The organism is Streptomyces sp. NBC_01257 (assembly GCF_035917255.1).
GTDB lineage: Bacteria > Actinomycetota > Actinomycetes > Streptomycetales > Streptomycetaceae > Streptomyces.
This window is the reverse complement of sequence record NZ_CP108472.1, coordinates 7,471,597-7,486,180: the sequence shown is the minus strand read 5'-3', so window position 1 is coordinate 7,486,180 and position 14,584 is coordinate 7,471,597. Positions and strand designations below refer to the sequence as shown.

The following is a 14,584-nucleotide window of genomic DNA, read 5'->3' as shown; positions in this document are numbered from 1 at the left end:
GTGCGCTGGCCTTGGCGTGTGCGGTGACCGCACTGATGGCAACCGGATGCGGCGAGCAGAGCTCCGAACAAGACGGCTCCTCGCCCGCCGCGCCGTCCACCACAGCCCGCGGTTCGGTGGTCTCCGTGACCCAGGTGGCGGACCTGAGTGCCAAGGACGTCAAGGCCCGCCTGACGAAGACAGGTATCGGCGTGGCGCAGGTCCGCTACGGCGTGTGGGTCCGCCGACCGGGCCACGGCGCTACTGTTCGCCTCGACTGGCCGTACGGTGTCCGCCCCGGACTACCTCGGTCTGGGCAAGGGCCCCGGATTCCACCCGTACGGACACCAGCAGGCGACCGTCAGCGCGTCGGTGGACGCATTGCGGGCGGCTCGTCCGTTCGCCGTCGGCCACGCACCGTCAACGCGCATCTTCTAGTCACTCAACAGACCGCCAGCGCGACCGATCCTGTCTCCGCGGACTACGTGTTCAGGCGCTTCGATCCCACCGCTCTGACTCTGCGCGCAGTTCGCGCCGACAGAGTCCTGGACGAAGCCCGCGAGTCCGAAGATCCCGTCCACCTCGTCCGTGTCTTCGGAAGGACCCTGACCTGCTTTCACGATGACGGCAGCTCAGTGTTGAGTCTCTCGGCAGGCACTCGCTCGATGCGGGTCCAGCCCCTCCAGCCCCGCTCCTCCAGGATCTCCAACAGCCGCTCGGCGACCGGTGAGGAGTTGGCCGCGGTTGAGTCCAGCAGGTCGACGAACTTGTCGTCGATGCCGTCGTCGGCACCCACATGGCCGGCCTCCACAGCGCGAACCATCAAGCGCTCCATGATGTCGGCGACCTCGACGATCCGCGGATCGTTGGCCGGCCAGTCGAGTGCCCCGCTGAGAAGGCTGTAGAGCTTGACCGTGTCGGGGTCGTCCAGCTCCTCGTGCTTCCTGGTGATCACGGAGTCGATCGAGTCTGGCACCTGGGCGGCGATCATGATCCAGGCGTCCCGCTCCATCTCGATGTACCGCTCCTCAACGCCGAGACCGCGCAGCCGGTCGAGGTAGTCCACGACGCTCTGCGGGAGCGCCAGGTGCTCTCCGGCGGCGAGCCTGGCGAGTCGGCTGCGGGTGTTCTGCAGACGCCGGATCTCGACGCGCAGGGTCTTGTCGATCTCCTGGACGCCGCCGGCGAAGTCCTCCGGGCCGGCGGCGAGGAGTTCCTGTACCCGGGCCAGCGGCACGCCGGCGTCTGCGAGGGTGCGGATCCGGATCAGTCGCACGACCGCGGCAGCGTCGTAGGTCCGGTATCCGGACCCGTCGCGATCGGGTTCCGGCAGCAACCCGATCCGGTGGTAGTGGCGTACGGCCCGCACCGTCACCCCGGCGTACGCCGCAAGCTGGCTGATGGTGAGCATGGGTCTCAGCCTGCCTCAGGCGATCTTCCGGCGATAGGCGGCCATCGCGAAGATGTACGCCACGACGAGGATGCCGATGCACCAGGCGAGGGCGGTCCAGATGTCGTCGCCGACCGGCTGCTGGGCGAACAGGTTTCGGATCGTGTTGACGATCGACGTCACCGGCTGATGTTCGGCGAACCAGCGCACCGGTCCGGGCATCGTCCTTGTGGGCACGAACGCCGAACTGACAAACGGCAGGAAGATGAGGGGGTAGGCGAACGCGCCCGCTCCCTCGACCGACGACGCAGAGAGCCCGGGGATCACGGCGAGCCAGGTCAGCGCCAGAGTGAACAGGAGCAGGATGCCGGCGACCGCGAGCCATGCCGACACTCCTGCCCCCGAGCGGAAGCCCATGAGGACAGCGACGCCCACGACGAGCACGAGCGCGATCAGGTTGGCGACCAGAGAGGTGACGACGTGGGCCCACAGCACACCTGACCGCGCGATCGGCATGGACTGGAACCGTTCGAAGATCCCGCTCTTCACGTCGGTGAACAGCCGGTACGCGGTGTAGGAGATGCCTGAGGCGATGGTCATGAGCAGGATGCCGGGCAGCATGTAGTTCACGTATGGAACCGTCCCGGTATCGATGGCGCCGCCGAACACGTAGACGAACATCAACATCATGGCGACCGGTGTGATGGCGGTCGTGATGATGGTGTCCATGCTGCGTGTCACATGGCGCAGGGTCCGCCCCGTGAGTGCGGCAGTGTCGTTGAAGAAGTACGCGGTCATCCTCGTCCCCCAGTTGTCGTGCCAGTGACGTCGCTCTTGTCGCCGCCGCCGATGACCGCGAGGAAGATCTCTTCGAGAGACGGCTGCTTCTCGACGTACTCGACCTTGGCGGGCGGGAAGAGCTGCTTGAGCTCGGCGAGGGTGCCGTTCACGATGATCCGACCCTGGTGGAGGATCGCGATCCGGTCGGCCAGCTGCTCGGCCTCGTCCAGATACTGCGTGGTCAGCAGCACCGTCGTTCCATGGCCGGCGAGCTCCTTGACCGCCTCCCACACCTCAATGCGCGCCTCGGGATCAAGACCGGCCGTCGGCTCGTCCAGGAAAATCACCGGCGAATTCCCGATGAGGCTCATCGCGATGTCCAGCCGGCGGCGCATCCCACCCGAATACGTGGACACTCTCCGCGCGCCCGCCTCGCTCAGCGAAAAGCGCCTCAGCAGGTCATCCGCGATCGCGCCCGGGTCCTTGAGGTGGCGCAGCCTGGCGACGAGAGCGAGGTTCTCCCGCCCGCTGAGGATCTCGTCGACGGCCGCGAACTGCCCGGTGAGACTGATGGACTCCCGCACGTTCGCCGGTTGCGTGGCAACGTCGAAGCCATTGACGCTCGCCGCCCCCGCGTCGGCCTTCAGGAGCGTGGCGAGGATCCTCACGGTCGTGGTCTTGCCCGCCCCGTTGGAACCGAGCAGGGCAAAGATGCTGCCCGGCACCACGTCGAAGTCAACACCGCGCAGCACTTCGAGCTTCCCGTACGACTTCTTGAGACCTTGCACGCGAATCGCCGGACCGGCGATCGATTGGGCTGTCATGGTCATCTGCCTCCTTCGCGGAGCTGTTCCCGGCTACTGCCCGGAAGCTCCTCCCGGAAGGATGGAGGGTTGACCCAGCGTCAAGGTCAAGCTCGTTCCGACCACGGCACTCAGATCGCCGACCGGCCAGACGCACCGCAGCGATGACGGGCCGTTCGCCCCGAGCTCGTTCGGCCGCGAACCCGCCATACTCATAGCTGTCGGTGAACCACTCACACGTCGGTTCCTGCGACTCAGCAGCCAGAAATCCACGAACCCGCCTGCTTCTCCCGGCGGCACCGTCGAGCCCGGGGAGTCCTTCGACACCGCCGTGGTCCGCGAACTCGGTGAGGAAACCGGTCTGACCGCGCGTCCCGAAGACGTGCAGCTCCTGGGCACGCTCGTCGACCACGTCGAAGGAGTTCTGCGGTCACTGTCGGAGCGGTCGTACACGTCTGGCGAGGGCAGCCGGCCACTCAGCCGAACGAGCGCGTCGGCGAATGGGGGTGGCACCCACTCGATCAACTTCCTGACGGTCTGTTCGTATGCAGCGCCCAGATCCTCACCGCCCGGCGTGCCGACCTGACCATCGACCACGCACCCGCACACTTCACCCCCTTCGCTCACGGCTCACAGCCCTCGAAGCCGGTGGACGGCCTGCTGGACGCCGGGGGGCGAACTGTGGCTGGGCGAGGCGCTCGGTCGTGGTGGGAGTGCGGTTCAGGTGCCCTGAAGGCGCTCACATCAACAGCCGCCCACGCAAAACGCTCGACTGGGAAACCCCAGCCGAGCGCCTCGCTAAGCCACTGGACCCGGCCAGTTGACCAGCAGTGTTGCAACGACTCCTCGAATTCGCCCACCAGGGCAGGGCCTTCCCGTGGCCGCCGCACTGTCGCTGGACCGGTAGAGCCGAAAGATCTGCACTGTTTCAGGATTCTGATGGCTGGGCTCGCGTCGTAACGAACGAAGAGTGCTGATCAGTCGCCGGACGGACTCACGGGCTCCAGTTTGATGCTGAAGTGTCGGAGGATCGGGGACTGGCCCGTAACCCGGTAGCCACGGACCGATTCAGGATTCTTCGCGATATCCGCCAGGGTGGCGGCAACGTGGTCGTAGTGGCTGCGGGTGTAGACCCGTCGGGGGAGAGCCAGCCGTACAAGTTCGTAGGGCGCCGTCTTGACAGGGTTGCCGTGCTCGTCCTCTTCACCGAGGTACAGCGACCCCAGCTCCGCCGAGCGGATGCCTCCGCGCAGGTAGAGCTCGCAGACGAGTGCGGTGCCGGGGTACTGGTGCGGGGGGATGTGGGGCAGGAGGCGCCCGGCGTTGACGTAGAGGGCGTGCAGACCGGCGGGTTCCACGATGTCGACGCCGGCCTCGCGGATGCGTGCGGCGAGATGGGCGGCTATGTCGGCACGCTCGGCGAGGTAGGCCGGCTCGGTCACTTCGAGGAGGCCGCGGGCCATCATGTCGAGGTCGCGTCCGGACAGACCGCCGTAGGTGGTGAATCCTTCGGTGGCGATGAGCAGACCCCCGCACCGCTCGGCGAGTTCGGCGTCCTTCAGGCCGATGAAGCCGCCAATGTGGACGATCCCGTCCTTCTTCGCGCTCATGACGCAGCCGTCGGCGAGGCGGAAGGCTTCCTCGGCGACCTGGCGCGGGGTGCGGTCGGCGTAGCCGGGTTCGCGCTGGGTCACCAGCCACGCGTTCTCCGCGAACCGGGCCGCGTCGAGGATCATCGGCACGTTGTGCCGGCGGCACAGTTCGGCGGTGCGGTGCAGGTTGTCCATGCTGACCGGCTGGCCCCCGCCACCGTTGTTGGTGATGGTCATCAGCACGGCCCCAACGGGCGTCTGGTCCGCGTTCTCCAGGGCCTGTTCGAGGGCGATCAGGTCGATGTTGCCCTTGAACGGAAAGTCGCTGTCGAGGTCCTTCGCCTCGGCGCAGGGCAGGTCGTACGCCGTGCAGCCAGTCAGTTCGACGTTGGCGCGGGTGGTGTCGAAGTGCGTGTTGGACAGCACACTCGTGCCAGGCCGCAGCAGCGAGGAGAAGAGGATGCGCTCGGCCGCGCGGCCTTGGTGGGCCGGCAGGATGTGGGGGTAGCCGGTGAGTTCGGAGACGACCTCGTGCCACCGGTAGAAGGAGCGGCTGCCGGCGTAGGACTCGTCGCCCTGCATTCCTGCGGCGAGCTGGTCTGCGGAGATGGCACCGGTCCCGGAGTCGCTCAGCAGGTCGATGGTGACTTCGTCGGCCCGCAGATCGAAGGGGTTGTAGGAAACCCGCTTCAGCGCGGCCTCGCGCTCCTCCCGGGTGGTGAAGGCAAGAGGTTCTACGACCTTGATGCGGTAGGGCTCCACGTGACTTCCTTCTGTGCGGTGGGCGGGCTGATGTGGCCGACGGCCTGGTGCCCGAGGTCCAGGACGCTCTGGGTGAGTTGCGCAGGCATCCAGGTGCCCCGCGGGTACTGCTCCTGCGGCGGCCGGACGCGGTGGGCCTCGGAACTCAGGTAGGCGGTGAGCCGGGGCGGCCGGTTGCGCTCGTACACCAGGGCCAGGTAGGCGATCAGCCCCACGCCGTCGGCGAGGGTTCGCTGGGTCAGCGCTCCCAGACTTCGGTTCAGGACGGTGGGGTCCATGCCGGCCCTGGTCAGCAGGGCTGTGGCGCGGGCGAGGGCCTCTTCGTCATCGCGCACGTAGTCGCGAACGGGAATGTGGAGCGTGAAGCCGCTCGGGTCGCTGTCGCCTCCGGTGAAGGAGTGGCAGGTGAGCGCCGGCCGCCGCACCAGGCGCAGGGGGCCGTTTCCGCCGCGCTCGGACGGCGTGAGGGATCCCGCGGCCGCGTGGAAGAAGTAGCGGATGTCGGCCGCTGTGGCTCCGGAGGTACGGCTGAGCGCGCAGGCGTCATCGGCTGACATGCGCGGGTGGCTCACGTAGACCTTGACGCGGGGGGACGGCCAGGCGCCCAGGTCCAGAGCGAGGAACGGATAGCCGGCCGCCGGGGGCAGTTGCTCGAAGGCCTGGCCGTAGCCGAGCCGCCGCAGCGCCTCGTGCACGGTGCGGGCCGCGCCTTCCGGGCCGGAGGCGGAGGGGTTCAGGTAGACCTTGACCCCTGGGACCCCTCCGGCGCGCAGATCGAGCGCGTACCACAGGGCCAGGGGGCCCTGGGCTGCAGCGGGGAAGAACAGGTCGGCGAGGGCGTCGAGCTGGTCGGTGGCGAAGCCCCAGCGGGCGCCCATTGCGCGGATGGCCGCAAGCCCGGCGCGGCCGCTGTCGGCCATGTCGCTGTGGACCCACCCGGGCTCCACGAGCACGCGCAGGGCCGGGGCGGCGTCCGGAGTGCTGGCGAGGGAGAACTCGACGGGGGTGTGGTCATCGGAGAGGAAGGTGGGCGAGGCCGGCGGCAGGGACAGCGGCCGGTGGGCGGCGCCTGCGAGGGAGGCGATCAGGACCTGTCCGTACAGCTCGGTGTCCGCCTCGCTCAGGCCCACCGTGGCGCCCAGGCGCCGCAGTTGACCGAGTACGTGGTCGCCGAGCGTCGTCTCACCGGGGCTGGCTGCCGGTATGCCGGGCCCCGGGCGGGAGGTCATCGTGCCCCTCGCACGTCGTGGCGCGTAACGCGTCTGGACGGTGCGGGAGTACGGGGATGCGCTCCGCCGGCAAGGGAGGAGACGAGGGCCGATCCGCTGCCGGAAGCAGCGGGTATTCGGTCCTGCGGCTGGTCGGGGTCGTCGCCCCCGCACGGGTTCCGTCTGCTGGGGGTGGTGCGCCGTTGGCCCGGTCGGGCGCTCGCGGATGGGGGCGCGGAGATGCTTGCGAGGTCCACTGCCTCTCCTTCATCTTGTGTCACTCCAGACACTCCGCGCCGTCCTACCCAGGAAGTTGATCTTTCATGCAGGCTACGTCAACTGCCTGTGTCACATGCATCACAGGGGGTGTGGGCTACTGGCCCGTCAGCCACTTCGTGAAGCTGCTCCAGCGCCCCGCTTTGCCGGTGGGCTTCGGCGCAGCCGGCGCGGGTGCGGCCGCGACGGGGGGTGCCTGGTAGCGGGGCACGGCCGTCGGCTCCGGTGCGGCCGCGGCGCGCGGGGTGACTGCGCTGAACCGGACGGGCAGGGAGGCCAGGGCCCGGTTGAAGGGACCGGGCCGCCAGGCGAGGCTGTCCGCGGGGACGGCGAGTTCCACGTCGGGCAGGGCGTTGAACAGCGTCTCCAGGCCCGTCAGGGCGATCAGCCTGGCCGGCTCCTTCGACGGGCAGGCGTGCGGGCCGGCGCTCCAGGCGAGGTGACCGCGGGTGTCGGCACCGCGGTCCGCGAGCGCCGTGTTGGCGGCGCCGAAGGACACCAGCACCAGGTCACCGGCGCGCAGCTTGTCGCCGGCCACGTCCGTGTCGACCACCGGGTAATGGGGCGCATAGTTGGACATCGGCGCATTGCGCCACAGAGTGTCGTCCACCGCCTTGTCGAACTGCCCCAGGCGCGCGAACTCCTCGTTGGTCAGCATCGTGTAGAAGGCGTTGCCGATCAGGTTGCCCTCCGGCTCGCCGCCCGCACCGAGGAGCAACACCAGCGTGTGCGCCAGTTCCTCGTCGTTCAGCTGCGCCGGATGCTGCATCAGGTAGGACGTGATGTCCTCCCCGGGCTGGGCGCGCTTGAGCGCCACCAGCTCGCTGACCGCTCCGAGCAGAACCTGGCTGGCCGCTTCGGCGTTGACTCCGTCGAACATGCCGGAGATGCCGAACAGCACCCGGTCACCGATCTCTGCCGGGCAGCCGAACAGCTCGTTGAACACGTACAGCGGGAGCTGCTGGGCGTAGTCGCGGAGCAGGTCGGCGCTGCCGCGGGCGCTGAACTGGTTGATGAGGAACTGGGCCGCCTGGCCGACGATCCGGCTCAGCCGCTTGTTGCTGACGCGGGCGAAGGAGCCGGTGATGGCCTGGCGCAGCCGCACATGCTCGGCGCCGTCGGTGAACATCGCGTTCGGCCGGTAGGCCAGCAGCGGCAGGACCGGGCTGTCGGGGCGGATGCAGCCCTCAGCCAGGGCACGCCAGCGGCGTGAGTCCTTGCGAAAGGTCGTCGAATCCTGCAGCAGTTCCAGAGCCGCGTTGTAATCGGTCACCAGCGTCGCCTCCACGCCGGGGGCGATGGTGACCGGAGCGGTGGGGCCGAGCTCGCGCATGTAGCGGTAGTACGCGTGCGGATTGGCAGCGAACTCAGCGCTGTCCAGGGGTATGCGCTGCCCGCTGCCGTGTGCGGGGCAGCCGGGCGGAGGTACAGAGGGGGTTGTCATGCGTGCTCCAGGTCGGCGCGCTCGTGCAGATAGCGGACCAAGGTGATCAGGGCGTCGACGGACGACTTCTCGTCGCGTGCGTCGATGGTGACGACGGGGGTGTCGGGCAGCAGGTCGAGTGCCTCCCGGACTTCCTCCGGGGTGTGGACCGTACTGCCGTCGAAGTGATTGATGGCCACGGCGAAATCGAGGCCGTAACTCTCGACCAGATCCATGATGTCGAAGGAGTCGGCCAGGCGCTCGGGGTCCACCAGGACCAGGGCGCCCAGAGCCCCGCGGGCCGTGTCGTCCCAGAGACTCACGAAGCGCTGCTGTCCGGGGGAGCCGAACAGGTACAGAACGATGCGCTCGCTCAGCGTCAGCCGGCCAAAGTCCAGGGCAACGGTGGTGGTGGTCTTTCCCTGAACCCCTTTGAGGTCGTCGACGCGCTCCGAGAGCGTTGTCATCCGCTCCTCGGTGGACAGCGGCGCGATCTCGGAAAGTGAGCTGATCAGGGTGGTCTTGCCGACGGCGAAATGCCCGACGACCAGGATTTTCACTGCAGTCTGCTGTGCGCCGCTGGGCACGTAGGCATCCTCAGACAGAGAGAGCCTTGAGGCCATCGAGCACCTCCTTGAGCAGGGCCTTGTTGGTGGGACGGGCCGAGGGCACCGGCGCCCGGGTCACGAGATAGCCCCCCTCGGCGAGGGAACTGAGCAGCGCCTTGACCACCCCGAGCGGCAGCTGGGAGTGCGCGGCGATCTCAGCGACCGAGAGGTAGCCCCTGGAGCACATCTCCAGGATCTGTTCCTCCTCGGGCGAGAGCCGTTGGGGGCGCTGCTGCTCGTCGGTGGCCGTCGTAACGAGAGAGATGAGGGCGAACTCGCTCTCATCGGGCAGGTCACGGCCACGGGTGATGACGTAGGGACGGACTAATTCTCCGGCCTCGGACACGAACTCGGGCTCGGGCTCGGGACGGGCGGGTTCCGTCATGAGGTGACCGTGTCGCCGCGAAGGCCGGTCGACATCGCCTTGCCCAGTCGGCTGACCAGCTGCTGCATCCGGTACGTGATGTCCTGCATGTCGACCTCGGCCGACGCCGCCACGGCGAGGTAGCTGCCGCCGCCCGCAGCGTTCAGGAACACCCAGCCCCCGTCGAACTCGATGAGGGTCTGGCGCCAGTTCGCTCCGTGCTCACCGCAGAAGAAGCTGACGGCCCGGCTGAGCGACTGCAGGCCGGAGACGGCTGCGGCCACCTTGTCGGCATCGCCCCTGTCGAACTCCGCGGTACGGGACATCTGGAGGCCGTCGGCGGAAATCAGGACCGCGTGGAGAGCATGCGGAATCTGCAGCGCGTCCTCAAGCATCCAGGACAGGTCGTCGCTCACGGGGCATCGAATCCTTCGTGTGAATCGGCAGTGGTATCACCTTCGGCGGCCGGTACCCCCGCACCTCGGCCGCTCAGAGTGCCGCGCTGAAACGCGCCCATGGCCGCCACCCTTGCCTCTGCTGACCTGGCCGGCGGCGCTTCATCAGATCTGCGGCCGCTGTCCGGCACGAGCGCCATGCCGCGCTTGTTCCGTCGCCTGGGCAGCCCGCCCTCTGCCGCCGCAGGAGCCGAATCGCGGCTCTCGGCAGCGGCATTGACTTCTTGCGTGGTCGTGGGCGTCTTGGGCTCGGGCATCTCGGTCAACAACTCCTTCGGCACCATCACCACCGCGCGGACGCCGCCGTAGGGAGAGGTGCTGTCGATGGCGACCGTGAACCCGAACCGCGCGCACAGGGCACCGATCACCGCGAAACCGAACGCGGGAGGGTTACCGAGCTCCGCAACGCTCACCGCGGACCCGCTGGACAGCAGAGCGGTGGCGTTCGTCCGTTCTTCCTCGCTCATGCCGACACCGGCGTCGTCGATCACGATGCAGATACCCCGGGGTACCGTCCGCACCTCGACCTCGACCATGGTGGACGGCTCGGAATAGCTGGCCGCGTTGTCGAGCAGCTCGGCCACCGTCAGCGCGATCGGTTCGACGGCACGGCTGGTCACCGCGAAATCGACCCGTGAGGCGATCTCGATACGCTGGTAGTGCCGGATACGGCCCTGCGCTCCGCGGATCACGTCATAGACCGATGCGGCCTCCCGCTGCCGGCCGAGCCACCCGCCGCACAGCACAGCAATGGACTGCGCACGCCGGTTGAATTGCGAGTTCATGTGGTCGATGTCCAGCATGTCCCGCAGCACGGCCGAGTCGCCGTACTTCTTCTGCAGCCCGGAGATGGCCCGCTGCTGCTCCGCGGCGAGGCCTTGAAGGGTCCGCATGGCCGACTTCAGTACGGTGTTTGTGGCCTCATCCGCCTCTTCCTTGGCCTGGCGGACCACCTCGTCGTAGCCGCTGCGCAGCTCGGTGACGGTGGACCCGAGGTCGACGGCCCTGCCCTGCGATGCGGTCAGCTCGCCCTGAAGGCCCTGCTTCTGACGACGTAGCGCCTTGATCTTTTTTCGCTGGCGAGTGATTACCGTGGCGGCGACAGCGACGCCGACGGCAAGCGCCCAGACTGTCGGATCCTGCCAAAAATTCGTCATGTGACTCTCTATTGAGCGGCTGGATTCCAGCTCTCGAAATCTGTCCAAGCGGACCCTCGGCTGTGGGCAGACGTCACCGCCCGGAGAGCCCCCTGGCTGTAGCCATGCCAAGGTGAATGCTCACGTGGCATGTGCACGCGAGCTTATCACCGGACGATCATGAGACTCTGTCAAGTCCGCCACGCAGTTGCCCCGTTGGCGAGAAACGCATGTTCATGTCAGTGAGGAAGGTGTGCCCGCAGGGTGGAGGCCCAGTGGCGGAGCGCGCACTACGCCGCTCTGTGGTGTGGTACCTGGGTTCTTGCAGCTCTGTGCCGCATCTCGCCTCATAGCGGGCTGACGCTGCGACACAGAGCAGGGCAAGTGCCATCCGACCCACAACCGTTCCCAGGGCACACGATGGCCGATTCGAGAGCGGGCTACGGACAGCGACGCGAGCTGCGGACTCAGCGCATGTGCCCGCAGCCTCACGGTCTGGGCTTCCTTGTCGCCGGCAGCCTGTCCAGAACACGACGACGCGAACGACGAGAAGGGGAAGACGGCGCTCCCCGGCAAGCCGACAGCTTCGGCAGCTCGGCCGGCCGGAGCACCTCGCACGTCGCCGTCAGGTCCGCTGCGGTCCACCCGCTGGAGCCGAACGCTTCGGACGGGACAGTACGGCCCGCGGCGGTGATCGCGCCCGTTGGGGCAAGCCTCCCCTGGTCGGTTTCCAACGTCACAGTGCCGCTGGGTGCGTTCTTCGCCTTCGCCGTCGCGGCCACCGTGCAGGCCCGGGGCATCGCTGCTGTGAACGCGAGCACGTGGGCATGTCTCCTGATCACCTGCATCCTGTTGGTGGCCGTCCGCCGACTGACCGCTCTGGGCCTGCTGGGCTACGCCCGGCACCTGGGCGAACACCGCGTGACCGTCGACGCATCCGGCATCAGGATCGAGACCGAGCGGCATACGCAAGAGACCGGCTGGCAGTTCTACGGACGCTGCGTCGAAGGCCGGCGGGTATTCGTTCTCCTCACTCCTGACGCGTCACGGTCCGGCGTGATGATCCTGCCCAAACGCGGTCTGGCCTCACCGCAGGACTCGGACCGGCTGCGGGAGCTGATCACCGCCCACCTCGGCCACCTCCCCACCAGGTGACAACGAGTGTCCGTCCGGCGGAAGCCGGTCCTCGCAGGGACGTTTACGGCCACGGCTTCGCTTGGTCGGGAGGGGCACCGAAAGGGGTCCCCCGCCGGGCGTGCAGTGCAAGGCCGGGCGGAAGCCGCTGGAGGAACGAGGCGTCTCAGCCCGTCGTCTGGCCGGCGATGGCGAACCCTGCGGTGACTTGGCACAGTTCGTCGGCGGCTTCGCGCCGGCGGGGGTTGTTCAGCCCGACGAGGGTGCGGTGGGCCGTGGTCAACGTCGCGCGGGCCTCGTGGTGGCGGTTGAGGTGGCGCAGGGTAATGCCGAGGTCGAGGCGGACGGGTTCGCTCCAGGCAGGCATCCGGCCTGCCTCGAAGTGGGCCAAGGCGGCACGCAAAGGGGATTCGGCCTGGACCCATCGCCCCAGGGCCATGAGGTCACTGCCGAGGTTATGGCGGGTCTGCGCCAGATATGTGGCGATGAGGTCGTGCGGCTTCCCCGGCACGCCGGCGAGGCAGAGGGCTTCGCTGCGCCGGTGGATGACCAGGGCCTCGTCCGTACGGTTGGCGTAGCGCAGGTGCTGGCCCAGGGTATTGAGAATGGTGAGTTCGGCGAGGCGGACTTGCGGATCTGTGTGGTTCCTGAGGTGAGCGGCTGCTTCGTGCAGCCGGACAATGGATTCGTCGATCCGTCCGAGCCGACGGAGTGCTCCTGCCGCGTAGCCCAGGGCCCATCCCGTTTGGAGCCGGTCTGCGGCCTCGTATGCCGCGGCCAGGGCGGCTTGTGCGGCGGCCAGGGCGGCGGGGTAGTCGTTGAGACAGAAGTTGTAGGTCCAGGCGAGGTAGTTGAGGTGGACGGCCTCGTCGCGCCTGCTGCCGAGCGCGCGGGCTGAGTCGACGGCCCGCTGGAACACCTCCGCCCACAGCTCCCAGTGCGCGGTGATGTCGGAAAACCAGTGCATCGCTTCGGCGGCGTCGATGACCTGCTGGTGCCGGCCTGCCGCCTGGGCCTGACCCAGGGCCGCGAGCCACTGGGGCCGCTCGGCTTCCAGCCAGATCCGGGCCTGCTCGTGGCCGGTGGGCGCGGTGGCCAGGTCGGGGTCGCCTTCGGGCGCGTCCTGGTGGCGGTCGGCATCGAAGCGCAGTGCGGCGGCGGTGGCCCGGCGCAGGATCCAGCGGGCGGCCCGGTCCTGGGCAGCGGCGATCTCGGTGGGATCGTCATCCTCGACCAGTTGCTCGGCGGCGAACAGGCGCAGGAGGTCGTGGAAGCTGTAGCGGTCGGCGGTGGAGTGGGGCTGGAGCAGTCCGGCGTCGGCCAGCCGTTCGATGCAGCGCGCGGCCTGGCGTGGGGGTATGCCTGCCAGGAGGGCTGCGGTGGTGGGGCTGAAGTCGGGGCCGCAGGCAAGTGAGGCGCGGCGGAAGACGGTGCGGGCGGCCGGGCTGAGCTGAGCGTAGGACAAGGTGAAGGCGGACCGTATCTGCAGGGAGCCTGCCCGCAGGGTGTCCAGGCGGTCCCCGTGAGCGGTGAGCTGGGTAACGAGTTTGGCCAGGGTCTCGCCGGGCCGGGAGGCCAGGCGCTGGGCGGCGATGCGCATGGCCAAGGGCAGGTACCCGCAGAGTTCCGCGAGGTCGCGGGCGGCCTGTGCCTCCCGCTCGACCCGCTCCGGCCCGATGACGCGGGTGAGCAGTTCGACCGCTTCCTCCCGGCGCAGCAGCGACAGCTCCGTGCGGTGGACGGCTTCCAGGCCGGCCAGCGAGCGGCGGCTGGTGACCAGGGTCAGACAGGCGCCGTGGCCGGGCAGCAGGGGGCGGACCTGGTCCTCGTCGGCGGCGTTGTCCAGAAGGAGCAGCACCCGGCGCTCGCGCAGCACCGAGCGCAGCAGACCGCTGCGCTCGTCGGTGGCGGCCGGGACAGCGGTCTCGGCCACACCGAGCGCGTAAAGGAGCCGGGCGAGCACCTCGCGCGGCGGTGTGGGCTTCGGGTCCATGCCGCGCAGATCGACGGCGTACTGCCCGTCCGGGAAACTCGGCGCCAGAGTATGGGCGGCGTGCACGGCGAAGGCGGTCTTGCCCAGCCCGGGTTGCCCGCAGATCACGGCGACCGGCGGTCGGGCGGGATCGAGGTCCTCGGCCAGGCCCCGCAGCCCGGCCAGGGCAGGGCCGCGGGCGGTGAAGTCACAAAGATCACGCGGCAACGCCAGCCCGTGCACAGCCGCCGACCCCGCCCCTGACCCTCTCCCGGCCGCCGACCTGGGCCCCGCCCCGCCCACGGTCCGCGGACGACCCGAACGGGCGGCTTCCTCGAGCTCATGGCCCACAACGCCATCCACTCCCAAGGCCGCCACCAAAGCCTCCACCGTGCGCTGCCGCGGCCCTCGCGTCCGCCCGCGCTCCATATCCGACAGCGCCCGCACACTGACGCCCGCCCGCTGCGCCAGCCGCTCCTGGCTGATGCCCGCTCCCGTGCGCAGTGCGTGCAGCAGCTCGCCGAACTTGTTGTCGCTCACAGCTGTGGTCCTCCTGGTCCGCGAGGCCCGGCCGGAACGGCGTACCTACTGGTAGTACTCACCGGCAGAAGTATGCGGGCCGCTCCAACCACCGGTCGAACTTCCTGGTCCCCCCCGACCTGCACTGGATTGGATGAGGTGTGTCGGGCGCGGTCCTGTGCG

The 14,584-nt window shown here is 68.7% G+C and carries 12 protein-coding genes and 1 pseudogene; 2 read left to right on the top strand and 11 right to left on the bottom strand.

Going from position 1 to position 14,584, the window contains the following annotated elements; translation table 11 throughout:
• Window positions 1-595: 595 nt before the first annotated feature.
• Genes OG408_RS32650 through OG408_RS32640 form a run of 3 tightly spaced genes read right to left on the bottom strand, consistent with a single transcriptional unit; the run spans window position 596 to window position 2,973 of the window.
• A complete protein-coding gene (locus OG408_RS32650; protein WP_326673425.1) occupies window positions 596-1,390 on the bottom strand; it encodes a MerR family transcriptional regulator in 795 nt (264 codons plus the stop codon).
• Window positions 1,391-1,405: 15 nt separating this feature from the next.
• Window positions 1,406-2,167 carry an ABC transporter permease gene (locus tag OG408_RS32645; protein WP_326673423.1) on the bottom strand — a complete coding sequence of 254 codons (762 nt, stop codon included), beginning with the start codon at window positions 2,165-2,167 and terminating at the stop codon, window positions 1,406-1,408.
• Complete coding sequence (locus OG408_RS32640) at window positions 2,164-2,973, bottom strand: ABC transporter ATP-binding protein (RefSeq protein WP_326674626.1); 810 nt, start codon at window positions 2,971-2,973, stop codon at window positions 2,164-2,166. The genes OG408_RS32645 and OG408_RS32640 overlap by 4 nt, the downstream gene beginning before the upstream one ends.
• Window positions 2,974-3,241: 268 nt before the next feature.
• On the opposite strand from OG408_RS32640, the pseudogene OG408_RS32635 reads away from it, so the two are divergent.
• Window positions 3,242-3,579: pseudogene (locus OG408_RS32635) on the top strand (NUDIX domain-containing protein); the annotation flags it as partial.
• 350 nt (window positions 3,580-3,929) lie between these two features.
• On the opposite strand, the gene OG408_RS32630 reads toward OG408_RS32635, so the two are convergent.
• The 7 genes from OG408_RS32630 to OG408_RS32600 all read right to left on the bottom strand — a co-directional run bounded on the left by OG408_RS32630 (window position 3,930) and on the right by OG408_RS32600 (window position 10,797).
• Window positions 3,930-5,306: a tryptophanase gene (locus OG408_RS32630; RefSeq protein ID WP_266784680.1), complete on the bottom strand. Its 1,377-nt coding sequence runs from the start codon at window positions 5,304-5,306 to the stop codon at window positions 3,930-3,932.
• Window positions 5,279-6,535: a tryptophan dimethylallyltransferase family protein gene (locus tag OG408_RS32625; RefSeq protein ID WP_326673420.1), complete on the bottom strand. Its 1,257-nt coding sequence runs from the start codon at window positions 6,533-6,535 to the stop codon at window positions 5,279-5,281. Before OG408_RS32625 ends, OG408_RS32630 begins: the two co-directional genes overlap by 28 nt.
• Before the next feature lie 352 nt (window positions 6,536-6,887).
• On the bottom strand, window positions 6,888-8,234 hold the full coding sequence (locus OG408_RS32620) for a cytochrome P450 (RefSeq protein ID WP_266784676.1): 1,347 nt from the start codon (window positions 8,232-8,234) through the stop codon (window positions 6,888-6,890).
• Window positions 8,231-8,836 (bottom strand): GTP-binding protein, encoded by a 606-nt coding sequence (locus tag OG408_RS32615; protein WP_266784674.1) that lies wholly within the window; start codon window positions 8,834-8,836, stop codon window positions 8,231-8,233. The genes OG408_RS32620 and OG408_RS32615 overlap by 4 nt, the downstream gene beginning before the upstream one ends.
• Window positions 8,811-9,206, bottom strand: coding sequence for a DUF742 domain-containing protein (locus OG408_RS32610; RefSeq protein ID WP_266784672.1), 396 nt, complete (start codon window positions 9,204-9,206; stop codon window positions 8,811-8,813). Before OG408_RS32610 ends, OG408_RS32615 begins: the two co-directional genes overlap by 26 nt.
• Window positions 9,203-9,601 (bottom strand): roadblock/LC7 domain-containing protein, encoded by a 399-nt coding sequence (locus OG408_RS32605; RefSeq protein ID WP_219567465.1) that lies wholly within the window; start codon window positions 9,599-9,601, stop codon window positions 9,203-9,205. The genes OG408_RS32610 and OG408_RS32605 overlap by 4 nt, the downstream gene beginning before the upstream one ends.
• Window positions 9,598-10,797 carry an ATP-binding protein gene (locus OG408_RS32600; RefSeq protein ID WP_326673417.1) on the bottom strand — a complete coding sequence of 400 codons (1,200 nt, stop codon included), beginning with the start codon at window positions 10,795-10,797 and terminating at the stop codon, window positions 9,598-9,600. The genes OG408_RS32605 and OG408_RS32600 overlap by 4 nt, the downstream gene beginning before the upstream one ends.
• 720 nt (window positions 10,798-11,517) lie before the next feature.
• Here OG408_RS32600 and OG408_RS32595 point away from each other — a divergent pair.
• On the top strand, window positions 11,518-11,931 hold the full coding sequence (locus OG408_RS32595) for a YcxB family protein (protein ID WP_285573910.1): 414 nt from the start codon (window positions 11,518-11,520) through the stop codon (window positions 11,929-11,931).
• A gap of 145 nt (window positions 11,932-12,076) precedes the next feature.
• Here OG408_RS32595 and OG408_RS32590 read toward each other — a convergent pair whose 3' ends face one another.
• Window positions 12,077-14,422 (bottom strand): helix-turn-helix transcriptional regulator, encoded by a 2,346-nt coding sequence (locus tag OG408_RS32590; RefSeq protein ID WP_326673414.1) that lies wholly within the window; start codon window positions 14,420-14,422, stop codon window positions 12,077-12,079.
• Window positions 14,423-14,584 lie beyond the last annotated feature (162 nt).